The 20613-nt window shown below is 60.8% G+C and carries 19 protein-coding genes; 18 read left to right on the top strand and 1 reads right to left on the bottom strand.

Annotated elements, in window-relative coordinates:
* Positions 1 to 1257, bottom strand: a complete 1257-nt coding sequence (oiaX, locus tag BS629_RS34585; RefSeq protein ID WP_018245450.1) for a 3-oxo-isoapionate-4-phosphate decarboxylase OiaX — start codon at positions 1255 to 1257, stop codon at positions 1 to 3.
* A gap of 176 nt (positions 1258 to 1433) precedes the next feature.
* Here oiaX and BS629_RS34580 point away from each other — a divergent pair, with 176 nt between their 5' ends.
* The 18 genes from BS629_RS34580 (at position 1434) to BS629_RS34490 (ending at position 20509) form a co-directional block, all read left to right on the top strand.
* Positions 1434 to 2138, top strand: coding sequence for a transcriptional regulator NanR (locus BS629_RS34580; protein ID WP_018245449.1), 705 nt, complete (start codon positions 1434 to 1436; stop codon positions 2136 to 2138).
* 163 nt (positions 2139 to 2301) lie between these two features.
* On the top strand, positions 2302 to 2622 hold the full coding sequence (locus BS629_RS34575; RefSeq protein ID WP_018245448.1) for a hypothetical protein: 321 nt from the start codon (positions 2302 to 2304) through the stop codon (positions 2620 to 2622).
* A gap of 189 nt (positions 2623 to 2811) precedes the next feature.
* Entirely contained in the window at positions 2812 to 3570 is a 759-nt protein-coding gene (locus BS629_RS34570; protein WP_018245447.1) for a FadR/GntR family transcriptional regulator, read from the top strand.
* A 23-nt stretch (positions 3571 to 3593) separates the two neighbouring features.
* Positions 3594 to 4568: a sialic acid TRAP transporter substrate-binding protein SiaP gene (locus BS629_RS34565; protein WP_018245446.1), complete on the top strand. Its 975-nt coding sequence runs from the start codon at positions 3594 to 3596 to the stop codon at positions 4566 to 4568.
* A 117-nt stretch (positions 4569 to 4685) separates the two neighbouring features.
* On the top strand, positions 4686 to 5258 hold the full coding sequence (locus BS629_RS34560; protein ID WP_018245445.1) for a TRAP transporter small permease: 573 nt from the start codon (positions 4686 to 4688) through the stop codon (positions 5256 to 5258).
* A gap of 4 nt (positions 5259 to 5262) precedes the next feature.
* On the top strand, positions 5263 to 6669 hold the full coding sequence (locus BS629_RS34555; RefSeq protein ID WP_018245444.1) for a TRAP transporter large permease: 1407 nt from the start codon (positions 5263 to 5265) through the stop codon (positions 6667 to 6669).
* 10 nt (positions 6670 to 6679) lie between these two features.
* Positions 6680 to 7714 (top strand): L-idonate 5-dehydrogenase, encoded by a 1035-nt coding sequence (locus BS629_RS34550; protein WP_026188670.1) that lies wholly within the window; start codon positions 6680 to 6682, stop codon positions 7712 to 7714.
* 432 nt (positions 7715 to 8146) lie between these two features.
* The gene (locus tag BS629_RS34540) at positions 8147 to 9340 is read left to right on the top strand and encodes an ABC transporter substrate-binding protein (protein ID WP_018245442.1); all 1194 of its coding nucleotides are present in this window, start codon (positions 8147 to 8149) and stop codon (positions 9338 to 9340) included.
* Between the two features lie 21 nt (positions 9341 to 9361).
* On the top strand, positions 9362 to 10234 hold the full coding sequence (locus BS629_RS34535) for a branched-chain amino acid ABC transporter permease (protein WP_018245441.1): 873 nt from the start codon (positions 9362 to 9364) through the stop codon (positions 10232 to 10234).
* Between the two features lie 43 nt (positions 10235 to 10277).
* Positions 10278 to 11264, top strand: coding sequence for a branched-chain amino acid ABC transporter permease (locus tag BS629_RS34530; RefSeq protein WP_018245440.1), 987 nt, complete (start codon positions 10278 to 10280; stop codon positions 11262 to 11264).
* Positions 11261 to 12034, top strand: coding sequence for an ABC transporter ATP-binding protein (locus BS629_RS34525; RefSeq protein WP_018245439.1), 774 nt, complete (start codon positions 11261 to 11263; stop codon positions 12032 to 12034). The genes BS629_RS34530 and BS629_RS34525 overlap by 4 nt, the downstream gene beginning before the upstream one ends.
* Entirely contained in the window at positions 12024 to 12767 is a 744-nt protein-coding gene (locus tag BS629_RS34520; RefSeq protein ID WP_018245438.1) for a branched-chain amino acid ABC transporter ATP-binding protein, read from the top strand. Before BS629_RS34525 ends, BS629_RS34520 begins: the two co-directional genes overlap by 11 nt.
* Before the next feature lie 42 nt (positions 12768 to 12809).
* Complete coding sequence (locus BS629_RS34515) at positions 12810 to 14018, top strand: aspartate transaminase (RefSeq protein WP_018245437.1); 1209 nt, start codon at positions 12810 to 12812, stop codon at positions 14016 to 14018.
* A 77-nt stretch (positions 14019 to 14095) separates the two neighbouring features.
* Positions 14096 to 15034 carry a nitrogen assimilation transcriptional regulator NAC gene (gene nac, locus BS629_RS34510; RefSeq protein ID WP_018245436.1) on the top strand — a complete coding sequence of 313 codons (939 nt, stop codon included), beginning with the start codon at positions 14096 to 14098 and terminating at the stop codon, positions 15032 to 15034.
* 193 nt (positions 15035 to 15227) lie between these two features.
* Positions 15228 to 17291 carry a hydantoinase/oxoprolinase family protein gene (locus BS629_RS34505; RefSeq protein WP_018245435.1) on the top strand — a complete coding sequence of 688 codons (2064 nt, stop codon included), beginning with the start codon at positions 15228 to 15230 and terminating at the stop codon, positions 17289 to 17291.
* An 11-nt stretch (positions 17292 to 17302) separates the two neighbouring features.
* The gene (locus BS629_RS34500; protein WP_018245434.1) at positions 17303 to 18979 is read left to right on the top strand and encodes a hydantoinase B/oxoprolinase family protein; all 1677 of its coding nucleotides are present in this window, start codon (positions 17303 to 17305) and stop codon (positions 18977 to 18979) included.
* 8 nt (positions 18980 to 18987) lie between these two features.
* Positions 18988 to 19791 carry an SDR family oxidoreductase gene (locus tag BS629_RS34495; RefSeq protein ID WP_018245433.1) on the top strand — a complete coding sequence of 268 codons (804 nt, stop codon included), beginning with the start codon at positions 18988 to 18990 and terminating at the stop codon, positions 19789 to 19791.
* A 16-nt stretch (positions 19792 to 19807) separates the two neighbouring features.
* The gene (locus BS629_RS34490; RefSeq protein WP_018245432.1) at positions 19808 to 20509 is read left to right on the top strand and encodes an HpcH/HpaI aldolase family protein; all 702 of its coding nucleotides are present in this window, start codon (positions 19808 to 19810) and stop codon (positions 20507 to 20509) included.
* Positions 20510 to 20613 lie beyond the last annotated feature (104 nt).

Here is a 20613-nt window from a genome sequence, read left to right as displayed (position 1 = left end):
TCACGCACCCTTGCCGTCGCTAAATTTTGCAATCGAGGCGGCGAGTTCCGGGTGCTCCCTGGCGTAGATCTCTAGCGGGATGTCTGCGACTGCGGCCTGCCAGGCCTGCTGCACCGCGCGAACGCCGGCCGCCGGGCCACCGGGGTGGCTGACGATGCCGCCGCCGCAGAGATAGAGAAGATCGACGGTCCGGCCGGTTCGCTGATAGGTCTCCGGCGCCTGCCCTCCCCACTGGCCCGACCCGGCAACCGGAAGCGGGCAATCGGAGGCATTAAACAGCGGCGTACTGACGGCCTTGAAGGATGAGACGAAGCTGTCGTCCGGCTCCCAATATTTGACCCTGATGCCGTTGATCTGGAATTGGTCGACGCCCAGCAGCCGCCAGAACTGCTGGTAGACCTTGAAATCCATGCCGGCGCCGGGGTCGCGTGTCAGCACGTCCCAACCGTTTCGATGCGCGTGCAGCACCAGATTCGAGCGCTTGCGCAGAAAGCTCATGCCGCCGAAGCCGATCGAGTTGATGTTGACGACGGCGCAGTTGCCGCCGGCCTTGGCGACGATATCGTGGTTGCGCATCATCTCGTCGGGGTCGGCATGCGAGATGCCGAAGGCATACATGACCTTCTTGCCGGTCTTCTGCTCGTGATCGAGAATGCGCGGCATGATCGCCGCAACGCGGTCCCTGAGCGGCGAATAGGCCGGGCTCATCAGTTTTTCGTCATCCTTGATGAAGTCCACGCCGGATGAGATCAACTCGCCGACGAGTTCCGCCGTCTCGTGTGGCCTGAGGCCAAGCGCCGGCTTGACGATCGTTCCGATGATGGGGCGACCTTCGACGCCGGTGAGGCGGCGGCTTCCAGGAATGCCGAACTGCGGTCCGGGATGCGCGCTTTTGAAGGCGTCGGGCAGCGTCATGTCGACGATGCGGATGCCGGTCATGCCCTTGATGGAATAAACGCCGCCGATCGCAATGGTCATCAGTGCCGAAAGATCGGTCCCGATCGCCTCCAACGGAAAGGCAATGTCGACATCGGCCCGATTGAGCAGCGTGCCGGGGGCGACCTCGGGCCAGGTCGGATGACGCGCATCTTCGAGCGGGCGGATCGCCAGCACGCGGGCGGCAACACGCGATTTCAGCTCTTCGGTTTCACCGGGTACGGGCACGAAGGTGCCGGTCGACTGGTCGCTCGCGATCTTTTCCGCCATCGCCTCGACGCTGCCGGGCGTTTCGATACGATAGGTCAGGGTAGTCATCATGAAATGGACGGTTGCTCCTCTCGCCGCCAGATTGCCTTGGCGTTAACTCATGATCTGGTATAATGAGTATCCCAACTTATGGAAAGTAGAATCTTCGGATCCGCAATTTCCGCCGGCAGCTTTGTTCTCGACCCGGAAAACTGTTAGGAGGAAATATTTTGAGCCAGCGAGATGTGATGACACAGCCCCTCGAACAAATCGTCCGCCGGAAACTCTCTGACGAAGTGTTTGATCGACTTGAGCGAATGATCACGTCGGGCGAGCTTCAGCCTGGCGACGAAATGCCCTCCGAGCGCGTGCTGATGGAACGCTTCGGCGTCGGCCGGCCGGCGATCAGGGAGGCCATGCAGTCCCTTGCCAACAAGGGTCTCGTCAACATTTCGCACGGTGAGCGGGCGAAGGTCCTCAGGCTGACGGCAAAATCGATATTCCGGCAGGTCGATCTCACCGCCAAGATCATGCTGTCGCAATCCTCGGATTCGTTGGAATACCTCAAGAGCGCCCGCATCTTCTTCGAGCGGGGCATGGCGCGCGAGGCCGCGCAGCGGGCCTCCGCAAATGATATCGCCGACCTCAGGAACATCATCGAACGCCAGCGAATGTCGCTTGGACGGGCTGAAGAGTTCATCGACGCGGACATGGAATTCCACACCCGCATCGCGCAGATATCAGGCAACCCGATCTACGTCGCCGTCAGCGAAGCGATGCTTGCCTGGTTGAAGGAATATCATACCGAGATGCTGATCTGGACCGGCAAGGAAAAGTTCACGCTCGCCGAACACGACGAAATCGTCGACCGCCTTGAAGCAAACGACGTGGATGGCTCGGAAACGGCACTTCTCAAGCATCTCGAGCGATCGCGAGCGCTTTACGCTAAGTAGTGTCGCGGCTCCATCGTTGGTCTCCTGATCCCATCTCAGCGTTGATCCTCGGTCGCGCCCGCGGCTCCTGAAGCTATGGCATATTTGTAAGCAGCAACTGCGGAACAATGACGCGCCGGCGAGGTTCTGAATAATCACGCAAAGATCCTAAGGAGGACATCAGATGCGTATGAAACTCGTAGCAGCTTCGCTTCTTTCTATCGGCATGGCGACGTCTGCCTTCGCCCAATCCAATCCGGCACCGGCCGGCGCCACGATCGATAAAAACCAGGCCGATCAGGGTGGCGGTGCAAGCGGCAATATGAAGGCCAAAAAGCCGATGGCGACCGATACCACCACGACGGGCTCCACGACCACGGGCACAAAGAAAACCGACAGGACCAAGTGCCCCAATCCGGTCAACAACTCCAACAATCTTCAGACGCAGGGTGGCACGAGCAATGCCACGCCGATGGATGAGGCTTGCGCGGCACATAATAACTGATCGGCCCCTTCGCAATGAACCCCGCCACGGCGGGGTTTTTTCTTGCCCGGCTCAGCCAGAAATGTGAACTCTCCTTTTAAGTTTATGCGGCGGATTGACGCACAACTTCTGTGGTGATACCTGTACCTCAATTGGTCAGGCCAGTTGACCAGTGTGCGCGCTTGAGGAGAGCTCGCCGGGGAGGCCACGATGTTTTCGCCTGTTGAATCACGCCGTCTTTATAGACAGGTCGCGGATCAGATTCGCTTGATGATCGCTAGCGGTGAGCTTGCCGTCGGCCAGCGGCTGCCGGCTGAGCGCGATCTTGCGGAGCAACTCTCGGTCTCACGCCCGACCGTCCGCGAGGCGCTGATCGTCCTGGAGGTCGAAGGCCTCGTCAACATCCGCATGGGATCGGGCATCTATGTGGTGCGCCAGCATGCAGCGACCGTCGCCGGGGCCGAGCGCGAGCCGGTGGAGGGGCCTTTCGAACTGCTGCAGGCGCGAGCCCTCATCGAATGCGCCATCGCCGAAGAAGCTGCAGGCCGCGCCAAGCCGGACGATATTGCTCTGCTCGATGAAACGCTGACGCGCATGGGTGGTGTGGTCAACGATGCAATCGCAGTGCTCGATGCCGATCGCGCCTTCCACACCGGCATTGCCGCCATCGTCGGCAATGCGACATTGATCCGCGTGACGGGCGAGATGTTCGACATGCGCATGACCCCATATTTCGCGAAGCTCGCCAGCCACTTCGAGGGGCCCACGACATGGCGCAGCGCCTTGGACGAGCATCGGGCCATTCGCGACGCGATCGCTGCCGGCGATGCCGCCGGCGCCAAGGCGGCCATGCGCGCCCATCTCACAATGTCGCAGAAGAGGTTTTCCGAGAGCTTCGGGGAGGAGTTTTCGGGGGAAGAGGAGCGCGGACGCAACAAGCGGCCGTCGAAAGGAACGACCAAGACTTAACCCAAGCTCGGGAGGAGAGAGCAATGAAAAGCAGACTGGCAACGATACTTTGCACCGCAGCCGCGATCATGGCGAGTAGCGCGATCGCGCAGGCCCAGACAGTGCTGAAATGGGCGCATGTCTATGAAACGTCCGAGCCCTTCCACACGGATTCCGTATGGGCCGCAGAAGAGATTAACAAGCGCACCGACGGGCGCTACAAGATCGAGGTCTATCCTGCATCGCAGCTCGGCAAGGAAGCCGACATCAACCAGGGCCTCAAGCTCGGGACCGTCGACATCATCATCTCGGGATCGAGCTTTGCGGCACGCGACTACAAGCCGATCGGCGTGACTTACTTCCCCTATATTTTCCGCGGTCCCGATCACCTGATCGCCTACACCAAGAGCGATGTCTTCAAGCGTCTTGCCAAAGGCTATGAAGACAAGACGGGCAACCACATCGCTGCGGTCAGCTATTACGGCACGCGCCATACGACATCAAACAAGCCGATTGCCAAATGCGCGGATATGCAAGGCTTGAAGATCCGCGTGCCTGACGTTCCGGCCTATCTCGCCATGCCGCGCGCCTGCGGTGCCAACACGACGCCGATCGCCTTTGCCGAAGTCTATCTCGCTTTGCAGAACGGCACGGTCGAGGCACAGGAAAACCCGCTGACGACAATCGAGGCGAAGAAGTTCTACGAAGTCCAGAAGAACATCATCCTCACCGGCCACATCGTCGATCACCTCAACACCGTGATCTCGAAGACGCGGTGGGCGAGCCTTTCCGACGAGGACAAGAAGATCTTCGGCGAGGTCATGCAGGAGGCCGCCGAGCGCACCAGCAAGACGATCGCCGGCAAGGAAAACGGTCTTATTGCGACCTTCAAGGAAAAAGGCCTGAACGTCGCCGAGGTCGACAAGGCCGATTTCGAAAAGGCCGTGATGGAAAAGGTCAAGTTCGAGGATTTCGGCTACGAGAAGGCCGATTGGGAAGCAATCCGCGCGATCCAGTAAAACTCGCGGCGCGGCGCCTTACAGCGCCGCGCGTCTTTCAGACGCGCAAGGACGCTGTAACACTTTGGTTGCTGCAGGCGCCGCGCTCCTTCATTCCGAACTGGAACAGGGCCGATCATGTCGCAAGAAATTCATACGCAAATCACGGCCGAAGAAATCGGTCACGAGTTCGAAGGGCACGCTCCGACCGCAAACGTCTCGGACTACGCCATTGAAGACTGGATCACGCTGATCGTCTTCTGGCTGATGGCGGGTTGCGTGTTCCTGCAGTTCTTCACGCGTTATGTGCTGAACGACAGCTACGCATGGACCGAGGAAATCGCGATCAATTGTCTGATCGGCGTCGTCTTTCTCGGTTCCGTCATGTGCGTGCGCACGTCGCGGCATATCCAGGTGGATGTGTTCTATCACTATATGCCTGCAGGCCTGGCGCGCGTGCTCGCCACTTTTGTCGATATCGTCCGCATCGGCTTCTTCGCCTATGGCTGCCATCTGATGTGGCGCTACGTCGACATCGTGGCGGACGAGCAGATGGTCACCATCGATCTGCCGCGCAACATCGTCTTCTACGCCGTTCTCGTCGCCTTCGCGCTGATGCTGATCCGCGCAGTCGTCGTCTTCATCGCCAATATGCGCCGCGGCTACTCCGTTCTGGAGCGCCCCGAAGAATTCCAGACCGTAGAGGGTTGATCCGATGCTACTTCTTCTTGGCTCGTTTCTGGTGCTGATGCTGGTCGGGGTGCCCGTTGCCATCTCGATGGCCGTCGCATCCGTGCTTTATATCGTCCTTTATGGCGTCGCGCCCGACATCATCGTCGCCCAGCGCATGATTGCCGGTGTCGAAAGCTTCCCGTTGCTCGCCGTGCCCTTCTTCATCCTCGCGGGCAACCTGATGAACTCGGCCGGCGTCACCGGCCGCATCTATTCCTTTGCCGTTGCTCTCGTCGGCTGGATGAAGGGTGGTCTCGCGCAAGTCAACATCATCGGTTCTGTCATCTTCTCCGGCATGTCCGGCACGGCGCTTGCCGATGCGGCCGGTATCGGCACGATCGAGATCAAGGCGATGAAGGATCACGGCTATCCGGTCGAGGCAGCGGTCGGCGTGACGGCGGCTTCGGCAACGCTCGGTCCGATCTTCCCGCCGTCGCTGCCTTTCGTGATCTACGGCATGATGGCGAACGTCTCGATCGGCGCTCTTTTCATGGCGGGCATCCTGCCCGGCGTCGTCATGACGCTGCTGATGATGATCACTGTCGCCGCCTTCGCCTATTGGAAGCGTTGGGGCTCGGACGCGCCGTTCGATGTGAGACAGCTGCTGTCGGCGGGGATGGAAATCGTCGTCGTCCTGGCGGTGCCGCTGGCCATCTATCTGCTGATGCAGGCGGGCGTATCGATGAATGTTGCGGCGGGCATTGCCCTTGCCCTGCTTCTTGCCCTCGACTGGTATTTCCGCTTCTCCGCCGTCATGGCGCTGATGACGCCCGTCATCCTGATCGGCGGCATGACGATGGGCTGGTTCACGCCGACGGAGGCCGCCGTCGCAGCCGTCCTCTGGTCCCTGTTCCTCGGTCTGGTGCGTTACCGTACGATGACGCCCTCGACGCTCGCCAAGGCAAGTTTCGACACGATCGAGACGACGGCATCCGTTCTCTTCATCGTCACCGCGGCATCGGTCTTCGCCTGGCTGCTGACGGTGAGCCAGGCGGCGCAGCTGCTGTCCGATGCGATCCTGTCGATCACCAACAACAAATGGGTTTTCCTGATCCTCGTGAACTTGCTGATGCTCTTCGTCGGCTGCTTCCTGGACACGATCGCGGCCATTACCATCCTCGTGCCGATCCTTCTGCCGATCGTCCTGAAATTCGGGATCGATCCCGTCCAGTTCGGTCTCATCATGACGCTGAACCTGATGATCGGCCTGCTGCACCCGCCGCTCGGCATGGTGCTTTTCGTGTTGTCGAGGGTCGCGAAACTATCCGTCGAACGCACGACCATGGCGATCCTGCCCTGGCTGGTGCCGCTCTTCCTGGCACTGATCCTGATCACCTTCGTCCCGGCCATATCGCTGTGGCTGCCGCAGCAGCTTGGACTGTTGAGATAGGATGGACACGATGCGGACACGTCTGGCACGGCTTTACCAAAAGGGCGATCTCAGGATCGAGACCGATACGGTTGCGGCCCCTGGTCCCGGCGAGGTGCTTCTCAAAATGGCGGCCGCAGGGATTTGCGGCTCCGACCTGCATTATTATCAGGATGGCGGCTTCGGGCCGGTCCGGGTTCGCGAGCCGATTATACCCGGCCACGAAGCCTCGGGGACCGTGAGCCAAGCGGGCGAGGGCGTCGATCTGAAGGCTGGGACGCTAATGGCGGTCAATCCCAGCCAACCCTGCGGGCATTGCGAATATTGTGAGAAAAGCATGCCGATCCACTGCCTGGAAATGCGCTTCATGGGCAGCGCGATGCGCCTGCCGCATGAGCAGGGCATGTTCCGGGAATGGTTGGTGGTGCCGGCCAAGCAGTGCTTTGAGGTTGGAGCAGCGACGACGGCAGCGGAAGCGGCTTGCAGCGAGCCGCTATCCGTCTGCCTGCACGCGGCATCGCGCGCAGGAGATATCACAGGCAAACGCGTGCTGGTCACCGGCGCCGGCCCGATCGGCGCCCTGATGGTTGCCGTCGCCTCCTATCATGGCGCAAGCGAGATCGTGGTGACCGATCTCGCGGATGCGGCGCTCACCAGGGCCGAAGCGATGGGCGCCAGCCGCACCATCAATGTTTCCAAAAATGCCCAGGCGCTTGCGGAATACGAGGCGGGAAAGGGCTATTTCGACCTCGTCTTCGAATGCTCGGCGGCCGCTCCGGCCATCCGCGGCGCGATTGCCGCCATCAGACCACGCGGAACGATCGTGCAGGTCGGCGTCACAGGAGACGTCCCGATCCCTCTCAACGCCATCGTTGGCAAGGAGCTTCAACTCCACGGAACGCAGCGCTTCCACGAGGAATTCGCGACCGCCGTCGAGTTGATCTCCAGCCGCAAGATCGATGTGCGACCGATCATCAGCCACAGCCTGCCGCTTGAAGAAGCCACCGCAGCCTTCACCCTCGCCGGTGACCGCACGGCGGCCTGCAAGGTGCAACTGACCTTTTAAAACGTGTCGCGGAACTCACACCTCTGCTCGGCGGGCGATGAGCAATCGAATCCGCTCGGCCGACGCGTCTACGCGCGCCTGGCTGCCCCGACGGCATTGCCGCCGCAGCCTTTCACGACGATCGGAGCAAAGATCTACCTCGCCTATCGCGAGTGGAGTGCAGGATCCGAGCGACGAGGGACGACATCACCATTATATCACCCGACGGCTCATCCGGCTGGACGGTGAGCCATTCCCGCAATGCCGAATCGATCGGTTCGCTATAAATAAACGCTATAGCGGCAGAGTGGAGTTGTGTTGGCCAGCGACGCTTTCCTGAACCTACTGTGACGGTGTCAGCGCTGGGCTGACACAACAAGAACCGCGGAAAGCGGTCAGGAGTACGCTGGGCCATATGCCAAGCGTTTGCACCCGAGAACATGGAGTGGGAACATGAAACTTACCGTAAGCCGCAGAGCACTTTTCATTTCTACTGCAATCCTTTCGCTGTCGGTTGCCGTTTCCGGCCTGCCAGAGATCGCGCTGGCAGCGGACGGGACGATCAAACTCGGGCTTGTTGCGCCGATGAGCGGTCCGAATGCGCGCTACGGCGCATTTTCGATGCATGGAGCCGAACTCGCCGTCAAAGACATCAATGATGCCGGCGGCATCGATGGGATGAAGATCGAACTCCTCAACGCCGACAGCCAGGGCACGCCGGTCGAAGGCGTCTCGGCCGCCCGTCGTCTGATTGACCAGGATGGCGTCGACTTCATCATCGGTGATGTTTCCAGCTCGGTGACGCTCGCCATTCAGCCCGTCGCGGAAGATGCCGAAGTGCTTCTCCTGAATGCGGCGTCGTCCAATCCGAAGATCACCTACCAGGCCGGCGTCGGCGGCTTTAAGTGGACCTATCGCAACTATCCGACAGATGAGAACCGGGCGCTGATCGTCGCCAAATATGCTGCAGAGCAGCGCGGCTTCACCAAGTTCGCCGTGCTCTCGGTCGACAGCGACTATGGCCGCTCGGCGATCACCTTCACGAAGAAATACCTGCCTGACTTCAAGGGAGAGATCCTCAGCGAAGACTACTACAAGGAAGGCGAAGTCGACTTCCGCAGCGTTCTCGCCAAGATCCGCGACAATGGCGCCCAGGCCATCATCATGTACGGCCTCGCCGATACGACGCCCATCATCGCCCGCCAGATGATCGAACTCGGAATAGCCGGCAAGGTCGCGCTGATCGGTAATGGCGAGTTCAACACGGAAAAGACCATCAAGTCAGCCCCTTCGGCGCTCGAAGGTGCCGTCGAAGCCGCCGCTTGGCTTCCACAGTTCGACTCGCCCGAAAGCAAGGCTTTCGTCGAGAAGTTCACGGCCGCCTACAATGAAGCCCCGAATAACCACGCCTACGTTCACTGGGATACCGTCAATCTCCTCGCAACGGCGATCAAGCAGGCCGGCAGCGCGGATAAGGTGAAGGTTCGCGATGCACTCTCGAAGATCAAATATAAGAGCCCGGTTGGCGAAGTCACTTTCGACGACCACAACCAGGCCCGATTGCCGATGATCTTGCTGCAGATCGAGAACGGCAAGCCGAGCATCAAAGGTGCATATACCGCGGACATTCAATATCCTGCCAACTAATCTGCCGGGAGGAGTACGCCCATGCTCTCGACCATAGTTGAGCAATCTATGAATGGAATCGTCACTGGTTCCGTTTACGCAATCGTCGCCGTCGGCATGACCATGATTTTCGGCGTGCTGAGAGCCATCAACTTTGCTCACGGCGAGTACTACATGCTCGGCACGTTCGGGGCCTGGTTTGCGATCGACTATCTCGGCCTGTCCTACGAAGCCTCGATTGTCGTGGGGGTTCTTGCGACAATCGCCGTTGCCTATGTGGTCGGGCAACTCGTCATGCGCCGGATGGTCGGCGCGCCCGCTGAGTCGGGCGTGCTCGCCACCCTTGGCATCGCGCTGATCCTGCAGAACACCATCATTCTCGTCTTCGGCGGAGGCTACAAGTTCTTCGCCGGAGGCTATATCGAACCGGTTTCCATCCTGGGCTTCAGTCTGGCCCAGCAGCGCATTCTCATTCTCGTCGTCTGCCTGTTGGTGTTCATCGGCCTCGAACTGATGGTCAGCTACACCCGCCTCGGAATGGCGATGCGCGCCGTTTCCCAGAACGTCGAGTGCTGCAGCGTCGTCGGCATCGATGTGCCGCAGGTGGTGCTTCGAACCTTCATGCTGGGGGCGGCACTCGCCGCGCTTTCAGGTGTTCTGACGGCGCCGGTCAACGTCAGCGTCTATGGCGGCATGGGCGAACTGATCACGTTCAAGACGCTGCCGATCATTATCATGGGCGGTTTGGGGAATGTGCGCGGCACTTTCGTCGCGGCGATGATCCTTGGCGTTGCCGAGAGCTTGGTCGCCACCTATGTCGGCCTGCAATTCCGCGACACCGTCGGCTTCGCCACGTTGATCCTGATGCTGATGTGGCGACCGCATGGCCTCTTTTCGACGCAGGCGCGCTTCTAGCAGCTGCGCCCGCCGACCTTTCTCGAACGACCGAGGACTCGACATGTCTCTGACGGAAACCGCTCAACAGGCACGCAGGCGCGACCTTCGCATACCGCTCGCCGCAGTCCTGGTTGTCCTAGCACTCGCCGCGCCGTTCATCGGCAGCCGCTACATCACCCATTCCCTGATCATCGCCCTGATTTTCATGCTTCCGGCACATGGGCTCAATCTGCTTGTAGGGTATACCGGTCTTCTGTCATTGGCCCAGGCCGCGTTCTTCGGTATCGGTGCCTATACGGCAGGTCTTCTCGCCGTAACCTATGGAACGCCATTCTACGTCAATCTCATCGCTGCGGGCGCCGTCTCGGGGGCCCTTGCCCTTCCGCTCGGCATTCCCGCCTTGCGGCTGCGCTCGACGTCCTTTGTCATGTGTACCCTGGGTTTCGTGATCATTGGCCAGGCCATCGCCAAGAACTGGATCTCGCTCACCCGCGGCGACATGGGACTATCGAGCATTCCAAAACCATACTTCGAGCTAGGCCCGCTTTCGTTCACGGTGTCCGGTACGACAAACTTCTACTATCTTGCCCTGATCATCGGGACCCTCGCCACCTTCGCCGTCTGGGCAATCGTCCGCTCGCCCGCCGGGCGCAACATGGTGGCGATCCGTGAGAACGAAACCCTCGCCGAATCTCTCGGCGTTCCCACATGGCACTACAAGCTGATCGTCTTCATGATCAGCGCCGTGTTTGCCGGGATCGGCGGCTGCCTTTACGCCTATTACCTGACGGTCGTCAGCCCGCTGACCTTCCAGATGTACTATTCGACGACGATGCTGATCATCGTGCTCGGAGGCGGGGCGGGCATGATTTCCGGCACTGTCTTCGGAAGCCTGCTCTTCGTCGGACTGACGGAGGCGCTGCGCATTACACCGGAACTGCGCATGATCGCCTATGGCGTCTGCCTTCTCGTCCTCGTTTTCTGGTTCAAGAAGGGCTGCGCGCCACTCATCAATCGCTTCTGGAATGCGATCGGAGGCGCGAAATGACCAGTCATCTTCCCCTTCTCGAGATCAAGAACCTCAGCAAGTCCTATGGCGCGGTCAAGGCCGTCGACGATGTCAGCATTCACATCGACCGAGGAGAGATCGCAGGTCTGATCGGACCGAACGGTTCCGGCAAGTCGACTTTCTTCGATTGCAGCACAGGCCTTGCGAAGCCGGACGCCGGCACGGTGGTCCTTGATGGACAGGACATAACCGGCTGGTCCTTGAACCGCATCGCGAGGGAAGGCCGCATGCTGCGATCTTTCCAGAAGACCGTCACCTTCAAGTCGCTCGATGTCGAGGAGAACCTGGTAATCGCCGGTCAGATGTTCACCTTCCCGTCCATTGCATCGACCTTCGGCCTCGGAAAGATGTCCCGCCAGCGCATCGATGGTCTCAGGGAGAGAGCCCGCGACCTGATCAAGATGGCGGGTCTCTGGGATGTGCGCCACCAGCCGGCGGGCAATCTGTCGGGCGGACAGCAGAAGCTCATCCAGTTCGCATCCATGCTGATGCCTGAACCGAAGCTCATCCTGCTGGACGAGCCGATGGCCGGGATCAATCCGAAGATCATCGAACGCGTCGTCGACACCATCCGCTATGCGAATAAGTCGCTCGGCGTGAGCTTCCTGGTGATTGAACACAATATCGATGTTGTCACCAGCATCTGCCAGCGCGTCATCGTGCTCGACCAGGGAGCCAAGCTCGTCGAAGGCTTGCCGGGCGATATCATTCAGGATCAACGCGTCAGGGAGGCCTATCTTGGCGGGTAATTCGAACCTTCTGATCCGCGACCTGCGCGCAGGTTACGGCAATCTGGATATTCTGAACGGCGTCGACCTCGACGTGCCCGCCGGACAGTTCGTGGCGCTCATGGGGCCGAACGGAGCGGGCAAGTCGACGCTTCTCAAAACGCTCTATGGCATGACCACGATCAAGCAGGGCAACATCGACTGGCGCGGCAAGAACATCGCGGGCTGCAAGTCGCGAGCCATTCTGGGTGAGGGGATTTCCTTCGTGCCTCAGGGGCGCTGCAACTTTCCCGTCATGAGCGTCGACGAAAATCTTCAGATGGCCGCCTATACTCTCCGCGACGCCAAGGTGAAGGCCGACCGCGATTACGTCTACGACCTCTTTCCGATCCTCAAGAAACGCCGTGCGACGCTCGCCGGCAATATGTCCGGCGGCGAACAGCAGTTGCTCGAAGTGGCGATGGCGGTGCTGCAGCGGCCGAAGGTGCTGCTGGTCGACGAGCCCTCGGTCGGGCTGTCGCCGGCCGCGATCGGCATCGTCTTCGACGAGCTTCTTCGCCTTCATGCAGACGGCATGACGATCCTGCTCGTCGAGCAGAACACCAAGAAAGCCATGGAAGTGGCCCAGCGCGCGGTCATTCTGAGACTTGGCAAAGTCATCTGGGACGGCCTGCCGAAAGACATCACCCATGATGAACTCGGCGAACTTTTCCTGACCGGGAAGATGCGCGGCGAAACAGAAGCCGTCCACTGAGGCGATTTCGCCTCTCAAGGAATCACAATCGAGGAAATCCCCATGAGCACTTTCGTGCCTGCATCGCGTGTGTCCAGAATCAAGGTTTCGCCAAGCACGGCTGCGGCAGCCCGGGCTCGCGAACTGAAGGCAGCAGGTCGCGATATTGTCGATCTGACCGTCGGCGAGCCGGACTTCGACACGCCTGATAACATCAAGGCCGCGGCGCACGCGGCCATCGACAGGGGCGAAACGAAATATACCGCGGTCAACGGCACGCCGGCGCTGCGCAAGGCCATCATCGGCGACTTCCAGCGCCGGCTCGGCCTCAGCTATGCGGACAACGAAATCTGCGTCGGCGGCGGCGCCAAGCAGATTCTGTTTCTCGCGCTGATGGCGAGCGTGGAAAACGATGCCGAGGTAATCATCCCCGCACCATACTGGGTTTCCTATCCCGATATGGTCATCGCCAACGAAGGCAAGCCGGTTATCGTCGAATGCCCGCAGGAAGCGGGCTTCAAACTGACGCCGGAGGCTCTGGAAAAGGCGATCACGCCGAAGACCTTGTGGCTGGTCCTCAACGCGCCGTCCAATCCAACGGGTGCAGCCTATGACAGGAGCGAGCTCGAAGCCCTTGGCGAGGTGCTGTTGCGCCATCCCCATGTCTTCGTGCTTTCCGACGACATTTACGACCAGGTCTGGTTCAAGGACGAGCCGATGACGACGCTGGTTGCCGTCGTGCCGGAACTGAAGGAGCGTGTTCTGCTCACCAACGGCGTCTCCAAGTCCTACGCCATGACCGGATGGCGTATCGGCTATGCGGCGGGTCCAGCCGCCTTGATCGCAGCCATCAACAAGCTGCAGTCGCAGATGTCGTCCTGCCCATCGTCGGTCAGTCAGGCCGCAGCCGCCTATGCGCTATCTTCGGATCAGTCATTCGTCGCGGAAAGCGTAAAGGTCTACAAAGAGCGCCGCGATTATGCGTGCTCACGGCTCAACGCGGTGCCTGGCCTTTCCTGCCTGGTGCCGGATGGGGCCTTCTATCTGTTTCCGAACTGCGCCGGTGTCATCGGCAAGAAGACACCCGAAGGTAAGACAATCGAGACAGACCTTGATTTTGTGCTCTATTTGCTGGATGGCGTCGGGGTCGCGGCGCTGCAGGGTGCCGCCTACGGGATATCGCCTCATTTCCGCCTCTCGATCGCAACGTCGATGGAGGCAATTACGCAAGCATGCGATCGCATCGAACGGGCTGTTGCCGGCCTGCGTTAACCGCAAAAGGCCGGTGGGACTTGCGTCCCTCCGGCCGCAGGCTTTACGTTTTCTCGTGAAACAAGAAGCCGGTGGCCATGAGCGTCGATTTCCGAAAATTGAAGAGCTTCGTAAAGATCGTCGATACGGGCAGCGTATCGCGAGCGGCAAGCCTTCTGCGGACGGCCCAGCCGGCGCTGTCGCAGCAGATTGCCGCTCTGGAGGCGCACTTCAAGCACAAGCTTCTCATCCGCAGCAATGTCGGCATTACGCCGACGGAAGCGGGGCTCATCCTCTATCGGCATGCGCAATTGATGTTGAAGCAGATCGAGCAGGCGCAGGTCGACATCGATCAGGCCGCCAAGTCGGTGGCGGGCCGCGTCTCGATCGGGCTTGCGACCTATTCCTCGTCAAGCGCCTTGTCGCTGCCGATCCTGAAGGAAATGAAAGCCAGGCATCCCCATATCGTCGTCCACATCAATGACAGTTTCGGCCAGATCCTGAGCGAACTGATCATGACAGGTAAGATGGATATGGCGCTGATCTATGCCGCCGCCCCGATCAAGGGCGTCACCCTGCAGCCATTGTTCCGCGAGGAAATGTTCCTCGTCTCGCCGCCGGGCATCCAACTCCCTGGGGATAGCAACGCGCCGCTTCCCCTCTCTGCCCTCCAGGACATCCCGCTGCTTCTTCCCAGCAAGGCACATCTGCTCCGGCGGCTGATCGACGACGCCCTGGCGAGAGCTCGGGCCACGCCTGATGTCGTCTCGGAAATCGAATCCGTTCCGGCTCTCAGCGCGGCGGTCCTCGATGGGCTTGGATCGACCATTCTCCCGGCTTCGGTGGTCACGGAGACGGCGATCTTTTCAGGCGCACAGGTGAGGGCGCTGACGAAGCCGGTGATCGACGCGACCGTGTCGCTCTGCGTCGCCGATCATCTTCCCTTGTCGGAACCTGCCATCGCTGCACGGTCGGTTCTCCTCGATGTCGTGGGCAAGCTCATGAGCAGTCACCATCCCGGAATCAGGCCGGCCTAGCCGGCGGCCGATCCTCGCAACGGCAGTCTGACGGCACATCTCCGATCCGCCATAAGCAAACCCTATAGCGGCAGACTGTAGTTGTGTTAGCCAACGCGCCGGGCATTCCCCTAACCTCCAAGCAGACACCGGGTCCGGGCATCGGATCCGCATAGCGGCGCCTGCCGCGCCGAACAGTCTCTTCGAGGACAAAATGGCAAAACTGGCTTTCGACACGGGCGGTACCTTTACCGACTTCGCGCTCCTGGACGACAAGGGCGACCTTCACCTTCACAAGGTCCTGAGCACGCCGAAGAACCCGGCGGAAGCAGTCGTACAGGGTGTGTCCGAATTGCTGGAAAAATTCGCCGGCAACATCGCCATCGAGAACCTTCAGGTGCTGGGCGCCACCACCGTCGTCACCAACGCGGTCCTCGAGCGCAAGGGCGTCGAGACGGGCTTCGTCACCACCGACGGCTTTCAGGACATGCTGCGTATCCGCAACGAAGGACGCTACGACCTCTACGACCTGAACATCAAATATCCCGACCCGCTGGTTACCCGTGCAAACAGCTTCGGCGCCAAGGAGCGTATCGCAGCCGACGGTTCCGTCATGACCGAGCTCGAGGAAGAGACGGTGCGCCAAATCGCCGGACGCCTGAAGGAGAAGGGCATCCGCTCCGTCGCCGTCTGCCTTCTCCACGCCTACAAATATCCGCAGCACGAGCAACGCGTCGCGGCGCTGCTGCGCGAAGAAGACCCCGATATCTTCGTCTCGCTCTCCTCCGAAGTCTGCCCTGAGATGCGCGAGTTCGATCGCGCCTCGACGACTGTTGTCAACGCCTATACCCGGCCGCAGATGGCCGGCCACGTCGCGCATCTGCAGCGTGAGTTCGCGGCAAAGCGCATCGATCGCCAGGTCCTCTGGATGACGTCCTCGGGCGGGCTGGTGCCGAGCCGGCGTGCTGCAGAACTGCCGGTACGCCTCATCGAGTCGGGCCCGGCGGCGGGTGCCGTGGCCGCTGCCGAGTTCGGCCGCACGGCGGGCGAGGCGAGCGTCTTGTCCTTCGATATGGGTGGCACGACCGCGAAGCTCTGCCTGATCCCGGACGGTGAGCCGAATGTCGGCACCGATCTCGAGGTCGCCCATTATCAGCGCTTCCGCAAGGGGTCCGGTTTCCCGCTGAAGATCCAGTCGATCCAGATGATCGAGATCGGCGCGGGCGGCGGTTCGATCGCCGCCAAAAACCCTCTCGGCCTGCTCGACGTCGGCCCGCACTCCGCGGGCGCCATGCCCGGACCGGCGGCCTACCAGCGCGGCGGCACCCAGCCGACCGTCACGGATGCCGACATCCTGCTCGGATACATGGGCACCGAATCCTTCGTTGGCGGCTCGTTCAAAGTGTCCAAGGAAGCCGCCCACGAAGCGATGGCCAAACTTGCCGACTCGCTCGAGGTTTCGGTCGAGCGCTGCGCATGGGGCATCCATGACCTCGTCAACGAATCCATGAGCAAGGCGGCCGCCATGCATGCGACCGATCTCGGCGTCGATCCCCGGTCGCTGCCCATGGTCGCGTTCGGCGGCGCCGGTCCGGTCCACGCCTATGGCATCGCCCGCAAGCTCGGCATTTCCCGCATCATCTGCCCGACCGGTGCAGGCGTGAGCTCGGCGATCGGCCTGTTGATCGCTCCGGTGGCAGTCGATCTTTCCGCAAGTCATCCGATGGCACTCGACGCCTGGAATATGGATGCCATGAACCGGCTGCTGGACGAGCTTTCGGCCCAGGGCGCCGAAGTCGTGTCGGCAGCGGGCGTTCCGAAGGATACGATCAGCAACCGCTACACCGTCGACATGCGCCACGTCGGCCAGGGCCATGAAATCACCGTGGTTCTGCCTGACCGGACCCTGCCGAAGGAGGAATTCCTCAGTGAGCTCCGCGGCAATTTCTTCAAGCTATACCGCGAACTGTTTGGCCGTACCGTTGCCGCTCCGCTGGAGGTCATCACCTGGCGCCTACGCGCCGGCGGCGAAAAGGATCAGGTCACGCGCCCGCACGAGACCGTCGTTGCCGACGCGAAGAAGGGCAGCCGCAAGGTCTATTTCCAGGAGATCGGCAGCGTTGTCGAGACTGCGGTCTACGACCACTACAAGCTTCCTGTGGGTAAAGAGGTCAAGGGCCCGGCAATCGTCGAGCAGCGGGAATCAACTGCTGTCGTCGGCCCAAGCGGCGTCTTCCATGTGGATGCCCATGGCAACCTCGTGATCAACATTCACTAAGGGGTACTCAGATGTCGAAACCCGCCACCGATTTCAACGACCCGATCAACCTTCAGGTCATGTGGAACCGTCTGATCTTCATCGCGGACCAGGCCGACAACGTCCTCGGCAAGACGGCATTCTCGCCGATCGTCCGCGAGAACCACGACTACGTGACCGTCCTCCTGGACAACAAGGGACGGGCGCTGGCGCAATGCACCTGGTCGATCCCGGTCTTCATCACCTCGCTCCCGGCGGCGGCCCAGAACTATTTCCTGCCGAAGTTCCCGGCAGACAAGCTCGAAGAGGGCGACGTGCTGGCGACCAACGATCCGGAAATCGGCACCGGTCATCTTCCCGATGTCACGATGATCACGCCGATCTTCAAGAACGGCAAGGTCGTCGCCTATGCCGGGTCCATCGCTCATCTTCCCGATATCGGCGGCGCCCCTTTGCATTCCGAAGCGAGCGACATCTACGAAGAGGGCATCCGCTTCCCGATTATCAAGCTGCTGAAGGCCGGCGTTCCGAACCAGGACGTCTTCGACATCATCGAAGCGTCGGTACGCCTTCCGACCGAAGTACGCGGCGATCTCGAGTCGATGATCGCTGCCAACAACGTCATGGGCCGCGAACTCGTCAAATTCCTGGATGAATACGGTCTCGACGACGTCGAGGGCCTGGCGACCGCCATCCATTCCCGCTCCGAAGCGCAGACCCGCAAGGCGATCCGGGAATGGCCGAACGGCAGCTACGCAGCCGAGGTTCTGCTTGATGGTTACGATGTCGACGTGACGCTGAAGGCTTCGGTGATCATCAAGGACGACTCGATCCATGTCGATTACACCGGCACCTCCGATCAGGTTCTGCACTCGATCAACTGCCGGACGAACTATCGCTATGCCCATTCGGTCTATGCTCTGAAATGCCTGCTCGACCCTGAGACCCCGAATAACGAGGGCTGCATCGTCCCGATCACCGACGAGGCTCCGCTCGGCTGCATCCTCAATCCGCAGCACTGGACGGCGGGCAATTCGCGGAACCTGATCGGGCACGTCATTCCTTCGCTGATCTTCAAGGCGCTCGAAGGCGTCGTGCCCGAGAAGGTTATGGGCGACAGCGGCGGCGCGCCGATCTGGGCCGCCAATTGCGTCGGTCAGCGCAACGACGGCACGCAATATGGCTCCGTCCAGAATTTCCACGGCGGGCAGGGCGCGCGCGCAGAGCTCGATGGTCTGGACACGCTGAGCTTCCCCTCGAACTGCAAGGTAACGGCCATCGAGATGTTCGAGGTTGCCGTGCCCGTGCTGACGGAGCGGAAGGAACTGATCGCGGACTCGGGTGGAGCAGGCAAGCATCGCGGCGGTCTCGGCCAGCGAGTCGTGCTCCGCAACCTCGGCAAGAGCCCGATGAACATCTATCTCGCTTCCGAGCGTGTCCGCCATCCCTGCTTCGGCGTCGTCGAAGGGCAGAGCGGATCGGCAGGAAAGGTCATGAAGGACGGCAAGCCCCAGTTCCCGAAGGGCAAGGTGGTCCTGAAGACGGGCCAGCGCCTCGAGGTAGAGACGCCTGGCGGCGGCGGTTGGGGACCTGCGAGCGATCGTTCGTCTGCACTCATCGAGCAGGATCTTTCCGAAAACCTGATCACGGCGAAGGCTGCGAAGGAAATTTACGGCTATTCTGGCCCGATCGCTGCTGCGGCCGAATAGGGGAAACCATGGGACTTCTTCAAGGAAAAATCGCTCTGGTAACAGGAGCCGGCTCCGGCATCGGTCGCGAGACCGCCCTGCTGCTGGCAAAGGACGGCGCCACCGTCGTGCTGACCGGGCGGCGGATCGAACCGCTGCGCGAGGTGGCGGCCTTGATCGAAGAGGCTCATGGCAAGGCCGTCGCGCGTGCGCTCGATATCGAGACGCGTGAAGAGATCTTTGCGGCCGTGACGTGGATCAAGGAGAGCGTCGGACCCGTCGACATCCTGGTGAACAATGCCGGCAGCGCAAGCAAGGTGCTGAACGCGCGTTTCTTGAGCGAGGCTGAGTGGGCCTCCACCCTTAACATCAATCTGACCGCCGTCTTCAACCTGACCCAGGCGGTCCTTCCGGACATGATCGCGAGCGGTGAGGGAACGATCATTACGGTCTCTTCACTCGCGGTGATCAACCCCAACCTGCTCGGTGGCGCGGCCTATGGTGCGGCCAAGGCCGGCGTGAAAAACTTCATGACCTTCCTGCACAACACCTATCGCAATCAGGGGATCCGGGCGACGACGATCCTGCCCGGCGAGACGAATACGCCGATCATGGACAATCGCGCGCGGCCTCCTCTGGAGGAGGAACGTGCCGTCATGATGGATCCTCATGACGTCGCCCGTGCGATCGTCCTCTGCGCCAGCCTGAACAAGAGCGCCGTGATCCCCGAGCTTCACATCTGCCCGACATTCATGCGGGACACGTCAGCGGATATCGAAATTGCGCGTTGGGTCGGAGCGCCGGCCGATACGCCGGATATGCCGAAAAAATAGAATTGGGAGGACCTTGATGAACGGAGCCAAATTGCGCGCCCGGCTGGTGGCCGGCGAGGCAGTCACCATGTATACGCCGCACCACTCCTCGTCGGGCCTGGCAGCCCGGCTGGTGGAACTCGGCGCCGATTCCGTCTTCGTCGACTGCGAACACGGAACCTGGAGCTTCGACGATGTGCGCATGACTGCACAGATTGTCCGTTCTGTCGGCGGAGCGGCGATCGTTAGGCCGCATTCGCACGAACGCCCGATCCTCATCAGGTATCTCAATGCGGGCGCTGACGGCATCATGGTCCCGATGGTGGACACGGCGGAGCAGGCTCGCGCCATCGTCGATGCCGTCCGTTACGCTCTTCCGTCCGACTTCGACAAACGCCTGGTGGTGGCGATGATCGAGACGGTGGATGCCATCGACAATCTCGACGAGATGCTGGAGGTCGACGGCATCGACGTCTTCTTCATCGGGCCTGGCGATCTCTCGCAGAATATGGGCTATCCGCCGGCTCCGCCCTTCGGCGAGCCGCGTCCCGAAGTGGTCATGGACAAGGTCTCGGTCGCCGTCGACAAGATCCGCGATGCAGGCAGGGTTGCAGGCACGCTTGTTACCACCGATGAACTGCCTCATTGGCTGCAGAAGGGTGTTCAGTTCTTCTACATCCACACCGATCCCTTCCTGCGCCGCGGGATTGCCGGCATCAGGCAGACGCTCGCGCGATAGCAGGCGGAACTGGGCCACCTTTTCTGAGGCATCTGCTGCACGGTTTCGCGCGACATGGTCTAAAGCAATTCCAGGAAAAGCGTGAAGCGGTTTTTCGTCCGGAA

It is taken from the genome of Rhizobium leguminosarum bv. viciae USDA 2370 (assembly GCF_002008365.1).
GTDB classification, from domain to species: domain Bacteria; phylum Pseudomonadota; class Alphaproteobacteria; order Rhizobiales; family Rhizobiaceae; genus Rhizobium; species Rhizobium leguminosarum.
This window is presented reverse-complemented; position numbering and strand designations above follow the sequence as displayed.